Source organism: Streptomyces sp. NPDC041940 (genome assembly GCF_055589465.1).
The window spans coordinates 1,418-24,642 of sequence record NZ_JBVJBP010000003.1; the positions used below are offsets into that span (position 1 = coordinate 1,418).

The following is a 23,225-nucleotide window of genomic DNA, read 5'->3' on the forward strand; positions in this document are numbered from 1 at the left end:
AGGGCTGAGACCTGATGCCGAGCCGATTGTGGTGAAGTGGATGATCCTATGCTGTCGAGAAAAGCCTCTAGCGAGTTTCATGGCGGCCCGTACCCTAAACCGACTCAGGTGGTCAGGTAGAGAATACCGAGGCGTTCGGGTGAACTATGGTTAAGGAACTCGGCAAAATGCCCCCGTAACTTCGGGAGAAGGGGGGCCACATCCGGTGATGAGCTTCGCGCTCTGAGCTGGGGGTGGCCGCAGAGACCAGCGAGAAGCGACTGTTTACTAAAAACACAGGTCCGTGCGAAGCCGTAAGGCGATGTATACGGACTGACGCCTGCCCGGTGCTGGAACGTTAAGGGGACCGGTTAGTCACTCTTCGGGGTGGCGAAGCTGAGAACTTAAGCGCCAGTAAACGGCGGTGGTAACTATAACCATCCTAAGGTAGCGAAATTCCTTGTCGGGTAAGTTCCGACCTGCACGAATGGCGTAACGACTTCTCGACTGTCTCAACCATAGGCCCGGTGAAATTGCACTACGAGTAAAGATGCTCGTTTCGCGCAGCAGGACGGAAAGACCCCGGGACCTTTACTACAGTTTGATATTGGTGTTCGGTTCGGCTTGTGTAGGATAGCTGGGAGACTTTGAAACTCGCACGCCAGTGTGGGTGGAGTCGTCGTTGAAATACCAGTCTGGTCGTGCTGGATGTCTAACCTGGGTCCGTGATCCGGATCAGGGACAGTGTCTGATGGGTAGTTTAACTGGGGCGGTTGCCTCCTAAAGAGTAACGGAGGCGCCCAAAGGTTCCCTCAGCCTGGTTGGCAATCAGGTGTTGAGTGTAAGTGCACAAGGGAGCTTGACTGTGAGACCGACGGGTCGAGCAGGGACGAAAGTCGGGACTAGTGATCCGGCGGTGGCTTGTGGAAGCGCCGTCGCTCAACGGATAAAAGGTACCCCGGGGATAACAGGCTGATCTTCCCCAAGAGTCCATATCGACGGGATGGTTTGGCACCTCGATGTCGGCTCGTCGCATCCTGGGGCTGGAGTCGGTCCCAAGGGTTGGGCTGTTCGCCCATTAAAGCGGTACGCGAGCTGGGTTTAGAACGTCGTGAGACAGTTCGGTCCCTATCCGCTGTGCGCGTAGGAATATTGAGAAGGGCTGTCCCTAGTACGAGAGGACCGGGACGGACGAACCTCTGGTGTGCCAGTTGTTCTGCCAAGGGCATGGCTGGTTGGCTACGTTCGGGAGGGATAACCGCTGAAAGCATCTAAGCGGGAAGCCTGCTTCGAGATGAGTATTCCCACCTCCTTGAGAGGGTAAGGCTCCCAGTAGACGACTGGGTTGATAGGCCGGATATGGAAGCACGGTAACGTGTGGAGTTGACCGGTACTAATAGGCCGAGGGCTTGTCCTCAGTTGCTCGCGTCCACTGTGTTGGTTCTGAAACCACGAACAGCCCCATGCCAGGTCACGGCATGGTGCGGCAGTTTACAGTTTCATAGTGTTTCGGTGGTTTTAGCGTTAGGGAAACGCCCGGTTACATTCCGAACCCGGAAGCTAAGCCTTTCAGCGCCGATGGTACTGCAGGGGGGACCCTGTGGGAGAGTAGGACGCCGCCGAACTCCTTTTAGAGCTCTGGCTCTTGGGCACACAGCCCGAGAGCCAGAGCTTTTTTGCGTTGAGGTAAGGTCAGTGAGCATCGTTGGCACGTTTCCCACAGGAGGCCCCCGGGTGGAGGTTCAGGAGACTCGCGTCCAGACGGACCGTGTGCTCACCATCCCGAACATCCTCAGCATGGCTCGGCTCGTTGGCGTGCCCCTCTTCCTGTGGCTGATTCTGAGGCCTGAGTTCGGTGGGCCCAAGAGTGACGGCTGGGCCCTTCTGGTACTGGCCCTGAGCGGCATCAGTGACTACCTGGACGGCAAGCTCGCGCGACGCTGGAACCAGATCAGCAGCCTGGGCCGGCTTCTCGATCCCGCAGCCGACCGGCTCTACATTCTCTCGACTTTGGTCGGTCTCACCTGGCGTGAGATTCTGCCCCTTTGGTTGACCGCTGCACTTCTGGCGCGAGAGCTGGTTCTGCTGGTGATGGTGGGCATCCTCCGGCGTCACGGCTATCCGCCGCCCCAGGTGAACTTCCTGGGCAAGGCCGCCACCTTCAACCTGATGTATGCCTTCCCGCTGCTCCTGCTCAGCGACGGAAGCGGTTGGATCTCGTCACTGGCTGCCATTTTCGGATGGGCGTTCGCCGGTTGGGGTACAACGCTGTACTGGTGGGCAGGAGTCCTCTACGTGGTACAAGTCCGCCGCCTGGTCCGTGCGGACGCCATGGCCGATTGAACTTGCGGATTGGTCCCACCGTGGCTGTCCGATGGCCCGTGGTCGAAAAGTGGGGGACAATCCTCGCGGGGGAAGTCGGCTAGACCGTCGTCTCTTAGAGGAGGACGCTTCCGACATGAAGGCCGTCGTGATGGCCGGAGGCGAAGGCACGCGTCTTCGCCCCATGACCTCAAGCATGCCCAAACCGCTCCTGCCCGTGGCCAACCGCCCGATCATGGAGCACGTTCTGCGGCTGCTCAAAAGGCATGGGCTCAATGAAACAGTCGTTACTGTCCAGTTCCTGGCCTCGCTCGTCAAGAACTACTTCGGTGACGGCGAAGAGCTCGGTATGGAGCTGACCTATGCCAATGAGGAGAAGCCACTCGGTACCGCCGGAAGCGTCAAGAACGCCGAAGAGGCATTGAAGGACGATGCCTTCCTCGTCATCTCCGGCGATGCTCTGACGGATTTCGACCTCACCGAGCTCATCAATTTCCACAAGGAAAAGGGCGCGCTGGTCACGGTTTGTCTGACGCGTGTTCCCAATCCGCTGGAGTTCGGCATCACCATTGTCGACGAGGAAGGCAAGGTGGAGCGCTTCCTCGAGAAGCCCACCTGGGGCCAGGTCTTCTCCGACACCGTGAACACCGGCATCTATGTGATGGAGCCCGAGGTCTTCGACTATGTCGAGCCGGATGTACCCGTCGACTGGTCCGGCGATGTCTTCCCGCAGTTGATGAAGGAGGGCAAGCCCGTCTACGGCTATGTGGCCGAGGGGTACTGGGAGGACGTCGGCACTCACGAGAGCTATGTGAAGGCGCAGGCCGACGTCCTGGAGGGCAAGGTCGACGTCGACATCGACGGGTTCGAGATCTCCGCCGGCGTCTGGGTCGCGGAGGGCGCGGAGGTGCATCCCGACGCCGTGCTCCGCGGTCCCCTTTACATCGGGGACTACGCCAAGGTCGAGGCCGGCGCGGAGCTCCGTGAGCACTCCGTCGTGGGCTCCAACGTGGTTGTCAAGAGCGGTGCTTTTCTGCACAAGTCCGTGGTTCACGACAACGTTTACGTGGGGCCGCACAGCAATCTGCGCGGGTGCGTGGTCGGGAAGAACACCGACATCATGCGTGCGGCGCGGATCGAGGACGGGGCGGTCATCGGTGATGAGTGTCTGATCGGCGAAGAATCGATTGTCCAAGGCAATGTGCGGGTCTATCCGTTCAAGACCATCGAAGCCGGCGCTTTCGTCAACACGTCGGTCATCTGGGAGTCCAGGGGGCAGGCGCACCTCTTCGGAGCCCGCGGTGTGTCCGGAATCCTGAACGTCGAGATCACGCCGGAGCTGGCCGTGCGGCTTGCCGGTGCGTATGCGACCACCCTGAAGAAGGGCTCGACCGTCACCACGGCCCGGGACCATTCGCGTGGTGCCCGTGCGCTGAAGCGGGCGGTGATCTCCGCGTTGCAGGCCAGCGCCATCGACGTACGGGATCTGGAGAATGTTCCGCTGCCCGTGGCCCGGCAGCAGACCGCGCGGGGCAGTGCGGGCGGGATCATGATCCGAACCACGCCCGGGGTGCCGGACTCCGTGGACATCATGTTCTTCGACGGGAACGGTGCCGACCTGTCGCAGGGCAGCCAGCGGAAGCTGGACCGGGTGTTCGCGCGGCAGGAGTACCGAAGGGCGTTCCCCGGTGAGATCGGGGACCTGCACTTCCCGGCCAGCGTCTTCGACTCGTACACCGGGTCGTTGCTGCGGAACGTCGACACGACCGGTATCTCCGAGTCCGGGCTGAAGGTCGTCGTGGACGCGTCCAACGGCAGCGCGGGGCTCGTGCTGCCGAGTCTGCTCGGGAAGCTCGGGGTCGACTCGCTGACGATCAACCCGGGTCTGGACGAGTCCAGGCCGACGGAGACGGCCGACATGCGGCGGTCGGGGATGGTGCGTCTCGGGGAGATCGTGGCGTCCTCCGGTGCCGCCTTCGGGGTGCGGTTCGACCCGGTCGGTGAGCGGCTGTCCCTCGTCGACGAGAAGGGGCGCATCATCGAGGACGACCGGGCGCTGCTCGTGATGCTGGACCTCGTGGCCGCGGAGCGGCGTAGCGGCAGGGTCGCGCTCCCGGTGACCACGACCCGGATCGCCGAGCAGGTGGCGGCGTACCACGGTACCCAGGTCGAGTGGACGACGACCTCTCCCGACGACCTCACGCGTGTCGGCGGCGAGGAAGGGACGATCTTCGGCGGTGACGGCAAGGGCGGCTTCATCGTCCCCGAGTTCAGCAGCGTGTACGACGCCACCGCGGCCTTCGTACGGCTCATCGGGCTCGTGGCGCGGACGCAGCTCACGCTCAGCCAGATCGACGCCCGGATCCCGCGGGCGCACGTCCTGAAGCGGGACCTGGCGACCCCGTGGGCTGTCAAGGGGCTTGTGATGCGGCGGGTCGTCGAGGCGGCCGGAGATCGCTTCGTGGACACCACGGACGGCGTGCGTGTGGTGGAGACCGACGGGCGCTGGGTGATGGTGCTGCCCGACCCGGCGGAGGCTGTCACCCACCTGTGGGCCGAGGGGCCGGACGACGCCTCCGCGCAGGCACTGCTGGACGAGTGGTCGGCGGTCGTGGACAGCGCAGGCCGGTAGAACCGGCTGCACGCGTGCGTGCCGGACAAGTGTCCTCAACGGGGCCTGTCCGGCACGCCGGTGGGGCCGTTCGGAGGTAGTGGCCGCGACGTGCGACGATGTGCGGCATGCCGCAGCAACCCCCCATTCGGAGCACACCGACGCGGCCCCGGCGCCCGGATGCGTCCATGTCATTGCTCACCAATGTCATGGACCACAGCCTCGACGACGGATATGCCCAGGCCGCCGAGCGCAAGAAGGCCGCGGGTGACGCCGGCCTGCCGAAGACGCTCAGGGCGAAGCTGGGGCTCGCGGCGGGCCTGGTGCTCGCGGCCCTCATCGTGACGGTCGGAGCGGCCCAGGCGCGGGTCGCCGCACCGGTCGTCGCCAAGGAGCGGGAAGAGCTGGTCGACCGCATCGACCGGGAGAGCGAGACGGCGGACAAGCTGGAGGACTCCGTCGACGAGCTGCGCGCGGACGTGAGCGCCCGGCAGCGCGAGGCGCTGAGGCACAGCGGCAGCGCCGGGTCCGACCTGGTGGGCATACTGTCCGGCGCCGCCGCGGTGCACGGTCCCGGCGTGAAGCTCGTGGTGAACGACGCCAAGGAGACCGGCGCGGGCGGTGACGGCGACCCGCGCGAGAACTCAGGGTTCGCCGACACCGGCCGGGTGCGTGACCGGGACATGCAGCGCGTGGTCAACGGGCTGTGGGAGTCGGGCGCCGAGGCCGTCTCCATCAACGGGCAGCGGCTGACGGCGCTGTCCGCGATCAGGGCCGCGGGTGACGCGATACTGGTCGACAACAAACCGCTGGTGCCGCCGTACACGGTGCTCGCGGTGGGGGACGGGCAGCAGCTGAGCACGCGGTTCCAGAACAGCGCGGACGGCTTGTATCTGAACGCGCTCCAGGAGGGCTACGGCGTCAGGACGGCCATCTCCGCGGAGGACGACCTCCGGCTGCCTGCCGCACCGAGTGTGATCGTACGTACAGCACAGCCGAGCACTGAGAAGAGCGAGAAGGGCACATCGTGATCGCCGTACTGGGCCTCGTCGTGGGAGTCGTGGCCGGCCTGTTGGTCCGGCCTGAGGTTCCGGCGGTGGTCGAGCCTTATCTGCCGATCGCTGTCGTGGCGGCGCTCGACGCCGTCTTCGGCGGTCTGCGCGCCATGCTCGACGGCATCTTCGACGACAAGGTCTTCGTGGTGTCGTTCCTGTCGAACGTGGTCGTGGCCGCGTTGATCGTGTTCCTGGGTGACAAATTGGGCGTGGGTGCCCAGCTGTCCACAGGCGTGGTGGTCGTCCTCGGTATCCGGATCTTCTCCAACGCCGCGGCGATCCGCCGCCACGTGTTCCGGGCGTGAGGCGGATGAGCGAGCACGACGACAAGCGCGCCGATGAGAACGGCGACACGCGCGCCGAGCAGCGCGACGCGAGCGGCAAGCCCGGGAACCGGCTCCGCGAGGAGCTGCCCCAGGAGGTGGCCGCGGCGGAGCCCGCTACCCAGGACGCCCTCGAGCCCGAGGCAGCACCTGAGCCGGTGCCCGATCCGGAGCCGGAGTCGGAGCCGGAAGCGGTGCCCGAGCCGCGGCTGACCGGTCGGCAGCGGCTGGTGCAGGGGTTGTGGCCGCCGCGGGTCAGCCGGGCCCAACTCATCGTCGCGCTGCTGCTGTTCGGCCTGGGCTTCGGGCTGGCGGTGCAGGTGGCGTCGAACAGCGACAGTGACAGCGCCCTGCGCGGTGCGCGCCAGGAAGATCTTGTTCGCATCCTCGATGAACTGGATGACCGTACCCAGCGTCTTGAGGACGAGAAGCAAGGGCTCGAGAAGCAGCGCGACGAGCTGGAGAACAGCTCCGACCAGGCCGAGGAGGCCCGGAAGCAGACGATCGAGAAGGAGCGGCAACTCGGCATCCTGGCGGGCACGGTGGCCGCGCAGGGGCCCGGCATCACCATGACCATCGAGGACACGAAGGGGACGGTCGAGTCGGACATGTTGCTCGACGCGGTCCAGGAGCTGCGTGCGGCGGGTGCCGAGGCGATCCAGGTGAACGGGGTGCGGGTCGTCGCCGGGACGTATCTCACGGATTCCGGCAAGGGTGTGAGCGTCGACGGGAACAAGATCAACGCGCCCTATCGTTTCAAGGTCATCGGCAAGTCGCAGGACCTCGAGCCGGCGCTCAACATCCCTGGAGGTGTGGTGCAGACTCTCGAGAAGGAACAGGCCATCGTCACCGTGGAGCGGTCGACCAAGATCGTCGTGGACGCCTTGCGAGCAGCGAAGCGGCCTGACTACGCTCGGTCGTCCTCCCAGTGAACCGGCGGTGCATGGGCGACGTCCGGCGAGGGCATGAGGTTGCGGGGGGTCGGCGCACCGAATGGGTGGTGCGTGGTGGAAACTGTCTGGTGCAGACGGACGTTGTCAGGATGTCCGGGTCGGCCAGAGTGTTCAGTCAGGGTTCGTCCTGCCCCACGGGCGGGTCTGTTTCGGTCAAGGGGAATCGCCCGTGAAGTTGTTTGCGAAGTTGTTCGGCAAGAGCCCGCGAGAGGGCAGCGACAATGCGACCGCACGTCATCGCGCACAGCCTGACGCGGAGGGCCAGCGGCCGCTGTTCCGGGACCAGGTCGGCGGTCCGGGCGGCGACGTTTCCGGAGGTCAGGGCGCGCCGTCGGTTGACCCTGCGCAGCCCGGCGGCATAGGTTTCGGGCAACCCTCAAGTGCGGGTGGAGGGTTTTCCGACCCGTATGCGTCCAATGCTCCCGGTGGGCAGCCGCGGCAGGAGGATCCGATGTCGGCCCTGGTGTGTACGAGGTGCGGCAACCGCAACGCGGAGAACAGCCGCTTCTGCTCCAACTGTGGCGCGCCGCTGCGGCCGGGCGCGACCCCGGAGCGTCCGTCCGAGACGACCTCCACGATCTCCATCTCCGGTCTCGAGGCCTACGACGCCGAGGTCACCGGCCAGACGCCCACGCCGACGCTGTCTCCCGAGGCGCAGGCGGCCGTGGACGCGCTGCCGCTGGGTTCCGCGCTCCTGGTCGTGCGCCGTGGGCCGAACTCGGGCAGCCGCTTCCTGCTGGACGGCGATCTGACCACGGCCGGCCGTCATCCGCAGAGCGACATCTTCCTGGACGACGTGACGGTCTCCCGGCGGCACGTGGAGTTCCGTCGTGGCCAGGACGGCTCGTTCACGGTGGCCGACGTGGGCAGCCTGAACGGCACGTACGTGAACCGCGAGCGGATCGACCAGGTCGCGGTGAGCAACGGTGACGAGGTGCAGATCGGCAAGTACCGGCTGGTCTTCTACGCCAGCCAGCGGGGCTACTGACCCGGACCGACTCCGGGGAATCCCAGCGAAGGTCCGTCCGTCAGGGAAGGTCCATGCTTCATACACCGAGCGGCGGTGCCGGGCACGGCGCCGCCGCCACGGACAGTGGGCTGATGAGCATCGGCACGGTGCTGAACGTGCTGCGCGACGAGTTTCCCGAAGTCACCATCTCCAAGATCCGCTTCCTCGAGTCGGAGGGGCTCATCGAGCCGCAGCGGACTCCCTCGGGGTATCGCAAGTTCAGCGCCCGCGACGTCGAGCGCCTCGGTCACGTCCTGCGGATGCAGCGGGACCACTATCTGCCTCTGAAGGTGATTCGCGAGCACCTGGAGGCCATGGAGCGCGGTGAGGCCGTCCCGCTGCCGACCGTGGGCCGTCAGCGTGACGGCGACTCCGTGCCCGAGCCCTTCGAGGGGCCGCCCACGACGGCAAGGGTCGGGCGTGCGGAGCTGCTCGCCGCCGCCGGGGTGGGCGAGGAGGAGCTCAAGGAGTGGGAGTCGTACGGGCTGGTCACTCCACTGGAGGACGGGGCGTACGAGGCGGAGGCGGTCACCGTGGCGGCGCTCGTCGCGGAGCTGGGGCGGTTCGGGATCGAGCCGCGGCACCTGCGGGTGATGAAGGCCGCCGCCGACCGCGAGGCCGGGCTCGTGGACCAGGTGGTGGCCCCGCTGAAGCGGCACCGGAACCCGCAGACCAGGGCTCATGCGGAGGCCCGCGCCAAGGAGCTGGCGGGGCTCACGGTGAAGCTGCACGCCGCGCTGGTGCAGACGGCGCTCGGGGTGCGGCTGCCGTGAGGCGGCCGGACACGTGGGGGCCGGATCAGGCGCCCGATCCGGGCCCGACTACCCAAACGTCCCGAGCACGGCCTAGGGTTGCTGTGTGAACGAGCTCGATGTCGTAGGTGTCCGGGTCGAAATGCCCTCCAACCAACCGATCGTGCTGCTGCGTGAAGTGGGAGGCGACCGTTACCTCCCCATCTGGATCGGGCCGGGGGAGGCGACGGCGATCGCCTTCGCCCAGCAGGGCATGGCTCCCGCGCGGCCGCTGACCCACGACCTGTTCAAGGACGTGCTGGAAGCCGTCGGCCAGGAGCTCACGGAAGTGCGTATCACGGACCTGCGTGAGGGCGTCTTCTACGCGGAGCTGGTCTTCGCCAGCGGCGTCGAGGTGAGCGCCCGCCCGTCCGACGCCATAGCGCTGGCCCTGCGCACCGGTACGCCGATCTACGGGAGTGACACGGTCCTCGACGACGCCGGCATCGCGATCCCGGACGAGCAGGAGGACGAGGTGGAGAAGTTCCGCGAGTTCCTCGACCAGATCTCCCCGGAGGACTTCGGCAGCAGCAGCCAGTGAGTTCCGGGCGGCCCGGTGGACGATGAGTCCGCGGCAGGGCCGCCGCCGTATGCGTGACGGGTGAATTGCCCGCATGTGCCCGTGGTCAGTGCGAGCGTCACACGGCCCGCGCCGAAGGCATTCGGCTAGCCTTTCCCGGCGGTGGGGCACGGGAAACCACTCTTAGGGTGATTATCACTCGGCGTGGCGAGTGTGGCGATCGTTGACGCACCCCGGGTGACTGCCTACCGTCGAGAGGGCAGGTCAAGGACGGAGGTCGGCGTGAGCAGCAGCGGCGACGGTACGGCTGGGGGCGGCCCCGAGCGCAGTCTCAGGGCGAGCGGTCCGTACGCTCCCCCCGGCTCTCGGCTTCTTTCGGGCGGAGGCTGTCCCCAGCCCGATGACGCGGCCGATCTCGCTCCGCAGCGACCGTCGGCGGTGCCGAGCAGCGGAGGGACGACGTCCATGGCGTCCGAGCAGATCGGCTATCGCGGCCCCACGGCCTGCGCGGCCGCCGGTATCACCTACCGGCAGCTGGACTACTGGGCCCGCACCGGTCTCGTCGAGCCGAGTGTGCGCCCCGCCTACGGGTCCGGGACACAGCGGTTGTACAGCTTCCGGGACGTCGTCGTCCTGAAGATCGTCAAGCGGTTCCTCGACACCGGGGTGTCGCTGCAGAACATCCGCACGGCGGTACAGCACCTCAGGGAACGCGGTTTCCGCGACCTGGAGCGGATGACGCTGATGAGTGACGGTGCGACGGTCTACGAGTGCACCTCGCCGGACGAGGTCCATGCCCTGCTCCAAGGGGGGCAGGGCGTCTTCGGGATCGCCGTGGGCGTGGTGTGGCGGGACGTCGAGGGCGCGCTGTCCCAGCTGCACGGGGAGCGGATCGACACCGGCGAGACCCTGGTCGGGCCCAACCCGGCGGACGAGCTGGCGCGGCGGCGGAACCGGGCCGTCTGACCCTTCGGGATGGTTCGGGACGGCGTTGTCAGTGGCGTAGGGCAGCATCGGAGTTGTGAGAACCGCGCCCACGATCCTGCATCTCGACATGGATGCCTTCTTCGCCTCGGTGGAGCAGGCGTCCAAGCCGAGTCTGCGCGGGAAGGCGGTGGTCGTGGGCGGACTCGGGCCTCGGGGTGTGGTCGCGACCGCGTCGTACGAGGCCCGGGTCTTCGGGGTGCACTCGGCGTTGCCCATGGCGCAGGCCCGGCGGCTCGCGCCCAACGCCGCGTATCTCGTGCCGCGCTTCGGGTTCTACCGGGCGATCAGCGAGCGGGTGATGGAGTTGCTGGGTGCGCTGTCGCCGTTGGTCGAGCCGCTGAGCCTGGACGAGGCGTTCGTGGACCTGGAGGCCGGAGGGGCGGCGTGGGACGAGCGGTCGGCGCAGTCGGCCGGGGCGAAGCTGCGTGCGGACATCCGGGCCGTCACGGGGCTCACGGGGTCGGTGGGGCTGGCCGCGTCCAAGATGCTCGCGAAGATCGCCTCGGAGCAGGCCAAGCCCGACGGGCTGGTGCTGATCGAGCCGGGGACGGAGCGGGCGATGCTGGGGCCGATGTCGGTGCGGACCCTGCCGGGGGTCGGGCCGGCGACGGGCGACCATCTGCGGCGGGCCGGGATCACCACGGTCGAGGAGATCGCCGAGGCGGGTGAGGACGAGCTGGTCCGGCTGCTGGGGAAGGCGCACGGACACGGGCTCTACGCCATGGCCCTGGCGCGGGACGACCGGCCCGTGGTGGCGGAGCGGGAAGCGAAGTCGGTGTCGGTCGAGGACACCTACGACGTGGACATCCACGACCGGCTGCGGGTCGGGCTGGAGGTGCAGCGGCTCGCCGACCGCTGCGTGCGGCGGCTGCGCGGGGCCGGGCTGTCCGGGCGGACCATCGTGCTGAAGGTGCGGCGGTACGACTTCTCGACACGCACCCGGTCGGAGACGCTGCGTGGGCCGACGGACGACCCCGGGGTGATCCGTGAAGCGGCGGCCAGACTGCTGGACTCCGTCGACACCACGGGCGGCGTGCGGCTGCTCGGGGTGGGCGTCAGCGGGCTCGCGGACTACACCCAGGAAGACCTGTTCGCGCAGGCGGCCGGGGAGCGGGCGGTCGCGGAGGGCCCGGTCGAGGAGCACACCGCGGCGCCGGTCGAGGAGCAGCCCGCGCCGGCCGAGCGGCGGTGGCCCGCCGGGCACGACGTGCGGCATGCCGGGTTCGGGCACGGATGGGTGCAGGGCAGCGGCCTGGGGCGGGTGACCGTACGGTTCGAGACGCCCGGCTCGGTGCCAGGGCGGGTGCGGACCTTCCGGGTCGACGATCCGGAGTTGGAGCCGGCGGATCCGTTGCCGTTGGTGTTACGAGAGCCTGAGGGGGGTCATGGGCCGGATGGTGAATCCGGGGGCGTGGGGCTGCGCTCCGCGGCCCCTTAGGCGTTCGCCGGGGGCTTCAGGCCGTCTCGTCCTTGCCTGCCAGTTTGCCGAACTCGTGGTCCTGGAGCGGGGGAGGGGCGGCGACGTCGAGGCCGTAGTGGTGGTAGAGCTGGAGTTCCTGCTCCGGGGAGAGGTGGCGGCCCACGCCGAAGTCGGGGGCGTCCTTGATCAGGGCGCGGTCGAAGGGCACGTGGAGGGCGCCGTCGATCAGCTCGCTGGGCTCGAGGGGGACGAAGGCGTCCCTGCTGAACAGGCCGGTCCGTATGGCCGCCCACTCCGGGACGCCGGTGGCGTCGTCGAGATAGACCTCGTCGATCGTGCCGATCCTGGTCCCGTTGCGGTCGAACGCCTTGCGGCCGATCAGGTTGCGCGGATCGATATCGGTTCGCACGGGCCCTCCACATGGTCGCAACTCATCCGTACCACTACAAAACGGCACAATCGAGGAGGCGGCCACTCGAAGGTTCGTGCGTTGACCGCGCTGGTAGGCTGACAACGGCTGCTGACCCTGTGCGGGAGAGTCCTCCAGACACCATCGGAGGCGCCGAAGGAGCAAATCCTCCCCGGAATCTCTCAGGCCCACGTACCGCACGGACGAGGTCACTCTGGAAAGCAGGGCGGATGTCACGGCTTCCGCCCTCACCGACGGTGAAAGCCGGAGGCCTTCGGGCGATCCGGTGAAGCTCTCAGGTTGACATGACAGAGGGGGAGGCCGTCCGGGTACCCGTGCCGTGGTGCCCCTCGAAGGTCGTGTCAGACCAGGAGGCCTCCGCATATGACCGCCCACCGCATTCCGCTCTCCGAGCTCGAAGAGGCAGTTCCCTTCGAGCAGCGCCATATCGGCCCCGACCACGAGGCGTGCGCCAAGATGCTCGCGCACGTCGGCTACGGCTCGCTGGACGAGCTGACGGCCGCCGCGGTCCCGGCCGTGATCAAGAGCGCCGAGGCACTGGACCTGCCGGGCGCCCGCAGCGAGGCCGAGGTGATCGCCGAGCTGCGCTCCCTCGCCGACCGCAACCAGGTCCTCGGCTCCATGATCGGGCTCGGCTACTACGGCACGTTCACGCCGCCGGTCGTCATGCGCAACGTCATGGAGAACCCGTCCTGGTACACGGCCTACACGCCGTACCAGCCGGAGATCTCGCAGGGCCGGCTCGAGGCGCTGCTCAACTTCCAGACCATGGTCGCCGACCTGACCGGACTGCCGACCTCCGGCGCCTCCCTGCTCGACGAGGGCACCGCGGCGGCCGAGGCCATGGCGCTGTCGCGGCGGCTGGGCAAGAACAAGAAGGGCCTGTTCCTGGTCGACGCGGACGCGCTGCCGCAGACCATCGCCGTGATCGAGACCCGGGCCGAGCCGACCGGTGTCGAGGTCGTCGTCGCCGATCTCAGTGACGGCATCCCCGCCGGGATCGCCGAGCGCGAGATCAACGGCGTGCTGATCCAGTACCCGGGCGCCTCCGGAGCCGTGCGGGACATCAAGCGGGTCATCGACCAGGCGCACGCGCTCGGGGCGCTCGTCACCGTCGCCGCCGATCTGCTCGCGCTGACCCTGCTGAAGTCGCCCGGTGAGCTCGGCGCGGACATCGCGGTCGGGACGACACAGCGGTTCGGTGTGCCGATGGGCTTCGGCGGACCGCACGCCGGTTACATGGCCGTCGGGGAGAAGATGGCGCGCAGCCTGCCCGGGCGGCTCGTCGGCGTGTCCGTGGACGCCGACGGGAACAAGGCCTACCGGCTGGCGCTGCAGACGCGTGAGCAGCACATCCGGCGTGAGAAGGCCACCAGCAACATCTGCACCGCCCAGGTGCTGCTCGCCGTCATGGCCGGCATGTACGCCGTCTACCACGGGCCCGAGGGTCTGAAGAGCATCGCGCGGCGCACCCACCGGTACGCCACGGTCCTCGCCGCCGGGCTCGCGAACGGCGGTGTCGAGGTCGTGCACGGGGCCTACTTCGACACTCTGACCGCGCGTGTCGAGGGCCGGGCCGCCGAGGTCGTGGCCACCGCCGCCGAACGGAACGGGGTCAACCTGCGTCTCGTCGACGCCGACCACGTCTCGATCTCCTGCGACGAGACCACGACGCGGGCCCAGCTGCGTGCCGTATGGGCCGCGTTCGGGGTCGAAGGCGTCGTCGAGGCGCTGGACGCCGCCACGGAGGACGGGCTTCCGGGTGCCCTGCTGCGGTCCGACGAGTACATGACCCACCCGGTCTTCCACCAGTACCGCTCCGAGACCGCCATGCTGCGCTACCTGCGCCGGCTGGCCGACCGTGACTACGCGCTCGACCGCGGCATGATCCCGCTGGGCTCCTGCACCATGAAGCTCAACGCGACCACGGAGATGGAGCCGGTCACCTGGCCCGAGTTCGGGCAGCTGCACCCCTTCGCCCCCGCCGCCCAGGCCGAGGGCTACCTCACGCTCATCCACGAGCTGGAGGAACGTCTCGCGGAGGTCACCGGGTACGACAAGGTGTCCCTCCAGCCGAACGCCGGGTCGCAGGGCGAGCTGGCCGGTCTGCTCGCCGTACGCGGGTACCACCGGGCCAACGGGGACGAGCAGCGCACCGTGTGCCTGATCCCGTCGTCCGCGCACGGCACCAACGCCGCGAGCGCGGTGATGGCGGGCATGAAGGTCGTCGTCGTCAAGACCGCCGAGGACGGCGAGATCGACGTCGAGGACCTGCGGGCGAAGATCGAGCAGCACCGTGACGAGCTGGCCGTGCTGATGATCACGTACCCGTCCACGCACGGTGTGTTCGAGGAGCACGTCTCCGAGATCTGCGCCCAGGTGCACGAGGCGGGCGGGCAGGTCTACGTCGACGGGGCCAACCTCAACGCGCTCGTGGGGCTCGCCAAGCCGGGGCACTTCGGCGGGGACGTCTCGCATCTGAACCTGCACAAGACCTTCTGCATCCCGCACGGTGGCGGCGGGCCCGGCGTCGGTCCGGTGGCGGTGCGTGAGCACCTCGCGCCGTATCTGCCGAACCATCCGCTGCAGCCCGAGGCGGGCCCGGAGACCGGGGTCGGCCCCATCTCCGCGGCGCCGTGGGGCTCGGCCGGCATCCTGCCGATCTCGTGGGCGTACGTCCGGCTGATGGGCGGCGAGGGGCTGAAGCGGGCCACGCAGGTGGCCGTGCTCAGCGCCAACTACATCGCCAAGCGGCTGGAGCCGCACTACCCGGTGCTCTACACCGGCCCGGGCGGGCTCGTCGCGCACGAGTGCATCATCGACCTGCGGCCGCTGACCAAGGCGACCGGCGTGAGCGTCGACGACGTCGCCAAGCGGCTCATCGACTACGGCTTCCACGCGCCGACGATGTCGTTCCCGGTGGCCGGGACGCTGATGATCGAGCCGACCGAGTCGGAGGACCTGGCCGAGCTGGACCGGTTCTGCGAGGCGATGATCGCCATCCGCGCGGAGATCGAGAAGGTCGGCTCCGGCGAGTGGCCCGCGGACGACAACCCGCTGCGGGGTGCCCCGCACACCGCCGGCGCGCTCGCCGGGGCGTGGGAGCACGCCTACAGCCGTGAGGAGGCCGTCTTCCCGGCCGGAGTCGCGGCCTCCGACAAGTACTGGCCGCCGGTGCGCCGCATCGACCAGGCCTTCGGCGACCGGAACCTGGTGTGCTCCTGCCCGCCGCTGGACGCGTACGAGGACTGACCGACCGGTTGGAAGGAGGGGCTCCGCGGTGCGGGGCCCCTCCGTCATGCGACGGCGAGTGACACCTCGGTCGACTTGATCAGGGCGACGACGGGGGTTCCGGCCGACAGACGGAGATCGTCCGCGGCGTCCTTGGTGATCGCCGCCGTCAGTTCGCCGCCCTCGACGGTGATCCGGACGGAGGCCATCGCGTCGCCGGCCGTGATGCCCGTGACCGTGCCGGGGAGCCGGTTGCGGATGGACAGGCCCTCGACGGGGGCGGTGGCCAGTGCGACCTCTGTCGACTTCACCAGGGCGCGCACGGCGGTGCCCGGTGTGAGACCGAGGTCGTCGGCTGCCTCGCGGGTGATGGCGGCGGTGAGGTCCTGGCCGCCGGTGAGGCGAACCCTGACCGTCGCCATGGCCTCGCCCGGCGTGACGGCGGTGACGGTACCGGGGAGCTGGTTGCGGATGCTCAGGCTCATGGATGCACGGTAGCCCGTTCAGTCCCTTATGTCGGGTATGCGTTGCTCTGTAGGGCGTTGGGCGGCGAGATCAGCCGACGTGCACCCGGGGACGCCGCTTCCGGTCGCGTTCCGCCTCGCGCAGGACCTCGCGGGTCACCGGGGCGACCTCGCCCTGGCCGAACAGGAAGAAGCGCAGGAGATTGGTGAAGGGTCCGCCCTCGGTCCACTCGAAGTAGATGTGCGGGGTGCAGCCGGTCAGGTCGCGGGCGTGCAGGAGCAGGGCGGCCAGTGCGTTGGGGACGGAGGAGGACTCCAGGGTCAGAACGCGGTAGCGGCCGTGGAGCACCTCGCCGCGTACGGTCAGGCTCGCCTCGAACTCCGACGGGTCGGTGACCGTCACCTCGACGAAGACGAAGTCCTCCTGCCCGGGCACGTCGTTGTCCTGCCGGATCTGCTCGATCTTGTCCCGGTACTCCGCGATGTCGCGCCGGTCGGGCTCGTTGGCGATGAACCGCATCCGGCGGCTGGCCATGTCCCGGACGAAGCGCTCCGCCATGGCGTCCAGCGACACGCTGGTCACGCGCAGTTCGAACGCCCGGGCCAGCCGCGACAGCAGCGAGACCAGGATGATCCCGGCGATGAAACAGGCACCGATCTTCACGCCGTCCGGGCGCTCGATGACGTTGAGCACGGTCGTGTAGAGGAACACCGCGGAGATGACCGCGAAGCCGATGGTCCAGTTCCGCTGCCGGGCCTTGCGGGCGGCGATGGTCACCGCGATCGCGGCGGAGCTGATGAGGACCAGCACGCCGGTGGCGTAGGCGCCGCCCTGCGCGTTGACGTCGGCGTCGAAGATCCAGGTGACCAGGAAGGCGATCAGGGTGAAGACGATGACCATCGGGCGCACGGCGCGGGCCCAGTGCGGGGCCATGCCGTAGCGGGGGAGGTAGCGCGGCATCAGGTTGAGCAGGCCGGCCATCGCGGAGGCGCCGGCGAACCACAGGATGGCGATCGTCGAGACGTCGTAGACGGTGCCGAAGGCGTTGCCCAGGTAGTCGTGGGCCAGATAGGCCAGTGCGCGTCCGTTGGCCTGGCCGCCCGCCTCGAACTCCTTCTCGGGGATGAGGAGGGTGGTGATGAAGCTGGTGGTGATGAGGAAGACGCTCATGATGAGAGCGGCCGTGGTGAGCAGCTTCTTGGTGTCCCGGATGCGGCCCTTCGGGTTCTCCTCCGTGTCGCCGTCGTCGCCCTTGACGTGCGGCATCACGGCGACCCCGGTCTCGAATCCGGACAGGCCGAGCGCCAGCTTCGGGAAGACCAGCAGGGCGACGCCGATCATGACGAATATGTTGCTGTGCTGGGTGGTGAGGGCGCTGGACCAGTCGGTGACCACGTGCCCGGCGGTGGCCACGTGGTAGAGGCCGACGACCACCACGACCGCGTTCAGCGCGAGGTAGGCGCCCACCAGGGCGACCGCGACGCCGATGGCCTCCAGGAAGCCCTTGAGGAACACCGCGCCGAGCAGCGCGACCAGGATCAGGGTGATCAGCAGCTGCTTGTCGTGCAGCGCGCTGTTCAGGTGCGGGTTCTCCACCAGGTGGGTGGAGGCGTCGGCGGCCGACAGGGTGATGGTGATCAGGAAGTCGGTGGCGGCGAAGCCGAGCAGGGTGAGGACGAACAGCTTGCCCTGCCAGAAGGAGAGCAGCCGCTCCAGCATCGCGATCGAGCCCTCGCCGTGCGGGCTCTCCTCGGCCACTCGGCGGTAGACCGGCAGGGCGCCCGCCAGCGTGACGATCACCAGCACGATCGTCGCTATCGGGGAGAGCAGTCCGGCGGCGAGGGCCGCGATGCCGGGCTGGTAGCCGAGCGTGGAGAAGTAGTCGACGCCGGTCAGGCACATCACCCGCCACCAGGGCTGGCCCTTGTGCGGGGGCTCCGGTTCGGCGTGGGGTCCGGTGTGGCCGCCGCCCTTGCCCATGTCGGACAGGCCCTCCAGCATCCAGGCGCGCAGGCGACTGGGCGGGGTGGGCTCCGTACGGCTCGGTGGCAGGTGCTCAGTGGTGGCCATCGAAGGTGCTCCCGGGAGGCGGCGCAGGGTGTTTCCGGCCATCACTGGACGGCCCGATCAGCGTAAGCGGAGCGTGATGTCGTGGCCCGAGGATGAGAGGGGAGAGCGCGTCAAGCTTCCGTTAAGACTCGGGGCCGGGTGGCTGCGGTCGGGATGCCGGGGTGTGAAACGCGAGCTGAGGGCGGGTGGGGCGGCGGCCGGGCGGCCCGTCCGTGCGTCCGTGCGGTGTCCGCGGCCGGCCCGGGTCTGAACACCCTGTGTGATCGCGGGCCGGGTCGGCTCCGTAAGGTTCGTTCAGTATTCCGAATGTTTCGCGCGCACTCACACTCTTGCATCGGGGTGAGATTGACCGTGCGCTAGGGGTTGTCACCCTTTGGCGGCTGTCTCTAGGGTGCGGCAACGACGCATCTTTCTGGAGTTCATCCGAAACTTTCGAGGAGCATGATGGGCGACCCGGCACTGTCCCGCCGCGGCTTTCTGGCGGCCTCCTCCGCCGCCGGTCTGGGGATGACGGCACTGACCGCATGCGGCGGGGACTCGGACGGAGGGTCGTCGGGGACGACCACGATCGAGTGGTGGAACATCTCCACCACCGAGCCGACCAAGGGTGTCTGGGCTGCGCTCGCCCGCAAGTTCGAGGCGCAGAACCCCAAGGTCAAGATAAAGATCGTCCAGCTGGAGAACGACGGCTACAAGTCGAAGATGACGGCCCTGACCTCCTCCGGGAAGCTGCCCGACATCTTCCACACCTGGGGCGGCGGAGTACTGAAGCAGCAGGTCGACGCCGGACTCGTCGAGGACCTCACGGACAGCACCAAGTCCTGGGGCGACGCCCTGCTCCCGGTCGCGAGGGAGCCGTACCTGCTCGACGACAAGGTCTACGGCATCCCGTTCGACATCGGCATGATCGGCTTCTGGTACAACAAGGCGCTCTTCGAGAAGGCCGGCATCAGCGCGCCCCCGACCACATGGACCGGCTTCCTCGACGCCGTACGGAAGCTGAAGTCCGCCAAGGTCACGCCCCTCGCCCTGGCCGGCAAGGAGAAGTGGCCCGGCATGTACTACTGGGCCTACCTCGCGATGCGCACCGCCGGCGCCGACGCGCTGCAGAAGGCCTACGACGACAAGGACTTCACCGGCGCCCCCTTCGTCGAGGCGGGAGAGCACCTCGACGAACTCGTCGGCCTCCAGCCGTTCCAGAAGGGCTATCTCGGCGCCGCCTACTCCTCGCCCACCGGCCAGGCCGCCACCGTCGGCAACGGCAAGGCCGCCATGGAGCTCATGGGGCAGTGGGCCCCCGTGGTGCAGGCCGACGCGGGCAAGGGGCTCGGCAAGGACCTCGGCTTCTTCCCGTTCCCCGCGGTCGAGGGCGGCAAGGGCGCGCTCACCGAGGTGTTCGGCGGAGGCGGCGGGCACGCCCTGCGCCGGGGCGCCCCGCAGGCGGCCGTCGACTTCCTGAAGTTCTTCGCGTCCGAGGCCTCAGACCTGGAACTGGTCAAGAAGACCGGTGTCCTCCCCGTGGTCCCGGCGGCCGAGAGCGCCATCGCCGACCCCAACATCAAGGCCGTACAGGAGCAGTTGAAGAAGGCCACCGGCTTCCAGCTCTACCTAGACCAGGCCTACGCGCCCGCTGTCGGCCAGGAGGTCAACGACAGCGTCGCCGCCCTCATCGCCGGTTCCAAGTCCCCCGGGCAGGTCGCCCAGTCGATCACCAGGACCGCGAAGGAAGAGCAGTAGCCGGCGATGACCTCCACGTTCCTGCCGGGCGAACGGACCGGCCCCGACGTCGGCCTGCCGCCCCCGGCCGCGGACCGGGCCCGCAGCCGGGCCCGGCGACGCGCGCTGAACTGGCTGACCGCGACCGGCTTCCAGCTGCCCGCCCTGGTGCTGTTCATGGGGCTCGTGCTGCTGCCGATGCTGTTCGCCCTGTACGCCGCGTTCTTCCGCTGGGGCGGCTTCGGCATGCCCTCCGACTACGTCGGCGGCGAGAACTTCACCCGGCTCTTCCAGGACGAGGTCTTCCTGGGCGACCTGTGGCGCTGTCTGGTCCTCGTGGTGCTGTCGCTCGCCCTGCAACTGCCGTTCGCGCTCGCCATGGCCGTCCTGCTCAACCAGCGGATGCGCGGCCGGGCGGTGTACCGGATGCTGTTCTTCGCCCCGTACGTCCTGTCCGAGGCGATCACCGGTGTGCTGTTCGGCATGATCTTCGCCCCGGACGACGGCTTCGCCGACCAACTCCTCGGCAGGATCGGGCTGGAGGGGATCGGCGGGGAGTGGTTCGCCGACCCGTCCATGGTCATGGCGACCCTGTTCCTGGTCATGACCTGGAAGTACTTCGGCTTCCACATGATGCTGTACCTGGCCGGACTCCAGGCCGTTCCCAGGGAGCTGACCGAGGCGGCGCTCATCGACGGGGCCGGTCCCTGGCAGCGCTTCCGCAACGTGACGCTGCCGCTGCTCGCGCCCACCCTGCGCATCAGCGTCTTCCTGTCGGTCATCGGGTCCATCCAGCTCTTCGACCTGGTGTGGGTGACCACCGCGGGCGGTCCCGACCATCACTCCGAGACCATGGCCGTGACCATGTTCCAGTACGGCTTCAAGCGCTACCAGGTCGGCTACGCCAGCGCGATCAGCGTGGTCATGTTCGGCATCAGCCTCGTCTTCGCCCTCACCTACCAGCGGTTCGTGCTCCGGCGCGATCTGGAGGGGGCCACCACGACCATGCGGGGTGACGGAAAATGACCTCTCGTCAGAAGAGTGGCCGGAGCCTTCCGCTGCACCTCGTCCTGATCGCCGTCGGCGCCTTCATGGCCGTCCCCCTGCTCTACGCCGTGCTCTCCGGCTTCAAGTCCACCGACGAGCTGTCACGCAACCCGGTCGGTCTGCCCGAGTCGTGGGTGACCTCCAACTACACCCAGATCCTCGGCTCGGTGGACTTCTGGCGGCTGATCGGCAACAGCACGCTGATCGCGGTGGGCACGACCGTCCTGGTCGTCGCGGTCTCGGCCCTGTCGGCCTTCTCCTTCGCGCGGTTCGCCTTCCGTGGCCGGGAGGTGCTGTTCACGCTGTTCACGATGGGGCTGATGTTCCCGTTCGCGGTGGCGGCCCTGCCGCTGTTCCTGCTGCTGCGCTCCCTGGGCCTGCTGGACAACCCCCTCGGTGTGATCCTCCCGCAGGCGGCCTTCGGACTGCCGATGACCATCATCATCCTGCGGGGCTTCTTCCGGCGGATCCCCGGTGAACTGGAGGAGGCGGCCACACTCGACGGGTGCAGCTCGTTCGGCTTCTTCTGGCGGGTGCTGCTGCCCATGGCGCGGCCCGCGCTCGGCACGGTCTCGGTGCTGGCCGTCGTCACCAGCTGGAACAACTTCTTCCTGCCGCTGCTGGTGTTCACCGACGCGCAGTGGTGGACGCTGCCGATCGGCGTGCAGCAGTTCCAGGGGCAGTACTCCGCGGAGTACGCCAAGGTCTTCGCCTATCTGGTGCTGGCCATGGTCCCCGCACTCGCCTTCTACTCGGTCGCCGAGCGGCAGCTCGTCGGCGGCCTCACCGCGGGCGCCACGAAGGGCTGACGCGCGCCCACGGACGTACGGCTCACCCATCCGTTTCGACGTCGAGGAGTCGCACCATGCGCAGGACCGCCATACGGCTCAGACTCGCCGGGGCGCTGGCCGCCGCGCTGGTGGCCGGATCCATGGCCACCGGCCCCGCGGCACAGGCCGGCGAGGAGCACGGCAAGGAACCCACCCTCGCGGACCTCGCCCAGCGGCACGGCCGCTACTTCGGGAGCGCGACCGACAATCCCGAGCTCGTCGACGCGCCGTACAAGGCCCTGCTCGGCAGCGAGTTCGACCAGATCACGCCCGGCAACGGCATGAAGTGGTACGCGACCGAGCCGCAGCAGGGCGTGTTCGACTTCTCCAAGGGCGACGAGATCGTGAACCTCGCCCGTGCCAACCGGCAGAAGGTGCGCGGGCACACCCTGGTCTGGCACAGCCAGTTGCCCGGGTGGCTCACGGGGCGGGAGTGGACGGCGCCGGAGCTGAGGGCCGTGCTGAAGAAGCACGTCCAGGCGGAGGTACGGCACTACCGGGGCAAGGTGTTCGCCTGGGACGTCGTCAACGAGGCGTTCAACGAGGACGGTACGTACCGGGATTCGGTGTTCTACAAGACGCTCGGGCCCGGGTACATCGCGGACGCGCTGCGCTGGGCGCATCAGGCCGATCCGCGCGTGAAGCTGTACCTCAACGACTACAACATCGAGGGGATCGGCCCGAAGAGCGACGCGTACTACAAGCTGGCCAAGGAGCTGAAGGCCAAGGGCGTCCCGCTGCACGGCATCGGCCTCCAGGCCCACCTCGCCCTCCAGTACGGCTATCCCACCACCCTGGAGGACAACCTCCGCCGCTTCTCCCGGCTCGGCCTCGACACCTCGCTCACCGAGGTCGACGTACGGATGATCCTGCCGGCGACGGAGGAGAAGCTGGCCCAGCAGGCCGAGTGGTACCGGGACCTGACCGAGGCGTGCCTGGCGGTACGCCGGTGCGTCGGTGTCACTCTCTGGGACTACACGGACAAGTACTCCTGGATCCCGGCGTTCTTCCCGGGCCAGGGCGCGGCTCTTCCGTGGGACGAACAGCTCAGGCCGAAGCCGGCGTACTTCGCGCTGCGTGAGGCGCTTGGGGGGAGGTAGCGGGGGTGGGTGGCGCCCTGCTGTTGAGGGGCTGCGGGGCGCCATTCGGGACGGGTGGGGCTTCAGCCTGCCAGGGCATGTGGGACGCAGCGCCCCCGTCGTCCGGTGGGTGTGTGGGGGCGGGGTGCTCGAAGGGGCGAGGCTTGGGGTGTCGTCTGGTTGGCGGCAGGCCTTGCTGGTGGGCGGTCAGGCTCGCCCCGCCGGGGGCGAGCGGGGCCGGGGGGGGGGGGGGGGGGGGGGGGGGGGGGGAGAAGGGGGGGGGGGGGGGGGAGGGGGGGGGGGGGGGGGGGTTGTGGGGGGGGGGGGGGGGGTGGGGGGGGGGGGGGGGGGGGGGGGGGGGGGGGGGGGGGGGGGGGGGGAAAAAAC

The 23,225-nt window shown here is 68.4% G+C and carries 18 protein-coding genes, 2 rRNA genes and 1 riboswitch (1 of these 21 cut by a window edge); of the genes, 17 read left to right on the top strand and 3 right to left on the bottom strand.

The window, feature by feature from the left end; all coding sequences use genetic code 11:
* The 12 genes from ACZ6I3_RS07250 to ACZ6I3_RS07305 form a co-directional block, all read left to right on the top strand.
* A 23S ribosomal RNA gene (locus tag ACZ6I3_RS07250) occupies positions 1 to 1,396 on the top strand; it begins 1,368 nt to the left of the window's first position.
* A gap of 91 nt (positions 1,397 to 1,487) precedes the next feature.
* Positions 1,488 to 1,604: ribosomal RNA gene (rrf, locus tag ACZ6I3_RS07255) — 5S ribosomal RNA — on the top strand.
* A gap of 109 nt (positions 1,605 to 1,713) precedes the next feature.
* Positions 1,714 to 2,322 (top strand): CDP-alcohol phosphatidyltransferase family protein, encoded by a 609-nt coding sequence (locus ACZ6I3_RS07260; protein ID WP_184599460.1) that lies wholly within the window; start codon positions 1,714 to 1,716, stop codon positions 2,320 to 2,322.
* Between the two features lie 115 nt (positions 2,323 to 2,437).
* On the top strand, positions 2,438 to 4,933 hold the full coding sequence (locus ACZ6I3_RS07265; RefSeq protein ID WP_359894862.1) for a mannose-1-phosphate guanyltransferase: 2,496 nt from the start codon (positions 2,438 to 2,440) through the stop codon (positions 4,931 to 4,933).
* Positions 4,934 to 5,031: 98 nt separating this feature from the next.
* Positions 5,032 to 5,943, top strand: coding sequence for a DUF881 domain-containing protein (locus tag ACZ6I3_RS07270; RefSeq protein ID WP_469412510.1), 912 nt, complete (start codon positions 5,032 to 5,034; stop codon positions 5,941 to 5,943).
* On the top strand, positions 5,940 to 6,272 hold the full coding sequence (locus ACZ6I3_RS07275) for a small basic family protein (RefSeq protein WP_003988855.1): 333 nt from the start codon (positions 5,940 to 5,942) through the stop codon (positions 6,270 to 6,272). The genes ACZ6I3_RS07270 and ACZ6I3_RS07275 overlap by 4 nt, the downstream gene beginning before the upstream one ends.
* A gap of 5 nt (positions 6,273 to 6,277) precedes the next feature.
* On the top strand, positions 6,278 to 7,222 hold the full coding sequence (locus ACZ6I3_RS07280) for a DUF881 domain-containing protein (RefSeq protein ID WP_469412511.1): 945 nt from the start codon (positions 6,278 to 6,280) through the stop codon (positions 7,220 to 7,222).
* A gap of 61 nt (positions 7,223 to 7,283) precedes the next feature.
* Complete coding sequence (locus tag ACZ6I3_RS07285) at positions 7,284 to 8,231, top strand: FHA domain-containing protein (RefSeq protein ID WP_469412512.1); 948 nt, start codon at positions 7,284 to 7,286, stop codon at positions 8,229 to 8,231.
* A 53-nt stretch (positions 8,232 to 8,284) separates the two neighbouring features.
* Positions 8,285 to 9,025, top strand: coding sequence for a transcriptional regulator FtsR (gene ftsR, locus ACZ6I3_RS07290; RefSeq protein ID WP_469412513.1), 741 nt, complete (start codon positions 8,285 to 8,287; stop codon positions 9,023 to 9,025).
* An 85-nt stretch (positions 9,026 to 9,110) separates the two neighbouring features.
* Positions 9,111 to 9,584 carry a bifunctional nuclease family protein gene (locus tag ACZ6I3_RS07295; protein WP_003988851.1) on the top strand — a complete coding sequence of 158 codons (474 nt, stop codon included), beginning with the start codon at positions 9,111 to 9,113 and terminating at the stop codon, positions 9,582 to 9,584.
* Positions 9,585 to 9,845: 261 nt separating this feature from the next.
* Entirely contained in the window at positions 9,846 to 10,529 is a 684-nt protein-coding gene (locus ACZ6I3_RS07300; protein WP_469412516.1) for a MerR family transcriptional regulator, read from the top strand.
* A 55-nt stretch (positions 10,530 to 10,584) separates the two neighbouring features.
* Positions 10,585 to 11,988 (top strand): DNA polymerase IV, encoded by a 1,404-nt coding sequence (locus ACZ6I3_RS07305; protein ID WP_469412517.1) that lies wholly within the window; start codon positions 10,585 to 10,587, stop codon positions 11,986 to 11,988.
* A 16-nt stretch (positions 11,989 to 12,004) separates the two neighbouring features.
* Here the strand turns inward: ACZ6I3_RS07305 and ACZ6I3_RS07310 are convergent, their stop codons facing one another.
* Positions 12,005 to 12,379 (bottom strand): PRC-barrel domain-containing protein, encoded by a 375-nt coding sequence (locus tag ACZ6I3_RS07310; RefSeq protein ID WP_468188324.1) that lies wholly within the window; start codon positions 12,377 to 12,379, stop codon positions 12,005 to 12,007.
* A 112-nt stretch (positions 12,380 to 12,491) separates the two neighbouring features.
* A riboswitch (glycine riboswitch) is annotated at positions 12,492 to 12,587 on the top strand.
* 176 nt (positions 12,588 to 12,763) lie between these two features.
* Here ACZ6I3_RS07310 and gcvP point away from each other — a divergent pair.
* Complete coding sequence (gcvP, locus tag ACZ6I3_RS07315; protein WP_469412519.1) at positions 12,764 to 15,652, top strand: aminomethyl-transferring glycine dehydrogenase; 2,889 nt, start codon at positions 12,764 to 12,766, stop codon at positions 15,650 to 15,652.
* A gap of 44 nt (positions 15,653 to 15,696) precedes the next feature.
* On the opposite strand, the gene ACZ6I3_RS07320 is transcribed toward gcvP, so the two are convergent.
* Both ACZ6I3_RS07320 and ACZ6I3_RS07325 read right to left on the bottom strand, forming a co-directional pair.
* Positions 15,697 to 16,116: a TOBE domain-containing protein gene (locus ACZ6I3_RS07320; RefSeq protein ID WP_469412521.1), complete on the bottom strand. Its 420-nt coding sequence runs from the start codon at positions 16,114 to 16,116 to the stop codon at positions 15,697 to 15,699.
* Positions 16,117 to 16,186: 70 nt separating this feature from the next.
* Positions 16,187 to 18,166 (bottom strand): APC family permease, encoded by a 1,980-nt coding sequence (locus ACZ6I3_RS07325; RefSeq protein WP_469412523.1) that lies wholly within the window; start codon positions 18,164 to 18,166, stop codon positions 16,187 to 16,189.
* 444 nt (positions 18,167 to 18,610) lie between these two features.
* Here ACZ6I3_RS07325 and ACZ6I3_RS07330 point away from each other — a divergent pair, with 444 nt between their 5' ends.
* From ACZ6I3_RS07330 to ACZ6I3_RS07345, 4 genes are read left to right on the top strand one after another with little or no spacing between them, the layout of a single operon-like run.
* Positions 18,611 to 19,903 carry an extracellular solute-binding protein gene (locus ACZ6I3_RS07330; RefSeq protein ID WP_469412524.1) on the top strand — a complete coding sequence of 431 codons (1,293 nt, stop codon included), beginning with the start codon at positions 18,611 to 18,613 and terminating at the stop codon, positions 19,901 to 19,903.
* Positions 19,904 to 19,909: 6 nt separating this feature from the next.
* Positions 19,910 to 20,908 carry a carbohydrate ABC transporter permease gene (locus ACZ6I3_RS07335; protein WP_469412525.1) on the top strand — a complete coding sequence of 333 codons (999 nt, stop codon included), beginning with the start codon at positions 19,910 to 19,912 and terminating at the stop codon, positions 20,906 to 20,908.
* Complete coding sequence (locus ACZ6I3_RS07340; protein WP_469412527.1) at positions 20,905 to 21,738, top strand: carbohydrate ABC transporter permease; 834 nt, start codon at positions 20,905 to 20,907, stop codon at positions 21,736 to 21,738. Before ACZ6I3_RS07335 ends, ACZ6I3_RS07340 begins: the two co-directional genes overlap by 4 nt.
* A gap of 56 nt (positions 21,739 to 21,794) precedes the next feature.
* Entirely contained in the window at positions 21,795 to 22,859 is a 1,065-nt protein-coding gene (locus tag ACZ6I3_RS07345; protein ID WP_469412528.1) for an endo-1,4-beta-xylanase, read from the top strand.
* The last annotated feature ends 366 nt before the right edge of the window (positions 22,860 to 23,225 follow it).

What these genes read in the sequence shown, in the direction of transcription:
- ACZ6I3_RS07335 (WP_469412525.1), top strand. Translation starts at nt 19,910, where the DNA reads ATGACCTCCACGTTCCTGCCGGGCGAACGGACCGGCCCCGACGTCGGC.
- ACZ6I3_RS07270 (WP_469412510.1), top strand. Translation starts at nt 5,032, where the DNA reads ATGTGCGGCATGCCGCAGCAACCCCCCATTCGGAGCACACCGACGCGG.
- ACZ6I3_RS07340 (WP_469412527.1), top strand. Translation starts at nt 20,905, where the DNA reads ATGACCTCTCGTCAGAAGAGTGGCCGGAGCCTTCCGCTGCACCTCGTC.
- ACZ6I3_RS07325 (WP_469412523.1), bottom strand. Translation starts at nt 18,166, where the DNA reads ATGGCCACCACTGAGCACCTGCCACCGAGCCGTACGGAGCCCACCCCG.
- ACZ6I3_RS07285 (WP_469412512.1), top strand. Translation starts at nt 7,284, where the DNA reads ATGGGTGGTGCGTGGTGGAAACTGTCTGGTGCAGACGGACGTTGTCAG.
- ACZ6I3_RS07265 (WP_359894862.1), top strand. Translation starts at nt 2,438, where the DNA reads ATGAAGGCCGTCGTGATGGCCGGAGGCGAAGGCACGCGTCTTCGCCCC.
- ftsR (WP_469412513.1), top strand. Translation starts at nt 8,285, where the DNA reads ATGCTTCATACACCGAGCGGCGGTGCCGGGCACGGCGCCGCCGCCACG.
- ACZ6I3_RS07320 (WP_469412521.1), bottom strand. Translation starts at nt 16,116, where the DNA reads ATGAGCCTGAGCATCCGCAACCAGCTCCCCGGTACCGTCACCGCCGTC.
- gcvP (WP_469412519.1), top strand. Translation starts at nt 12,764, where the DNA reads ATGACCGCCCACCGCATTCCGCTCTCCGAGCTCGAAGAGGCAGTTCCC.
- ACZ6I3_RS07345 (WP_469412528.1), top strand. Translation starts at nt 21,795, where the DNA reads ATGCGCAGGACCGCCATACGGCTCAGACTCGCCGGGGCGCTGGCCGCC.
- ACZ6I3_RS07280 (WP_469412511.1), top strand. Translation starts at nt 6,278, where the DNA reads ATGAGCGAGCACGACGACAAGCGCGCCGATGAGAACGGCGACACGCGC.
- ACZ6I3_RS07330 (WP_469412524.1), top strand. Translation starts at nt 18,611, where the DNA reads ATGGGCGACCCGGCACTGTCCCGCCGCGGCTTTCTGGCGGCCTCCTCC.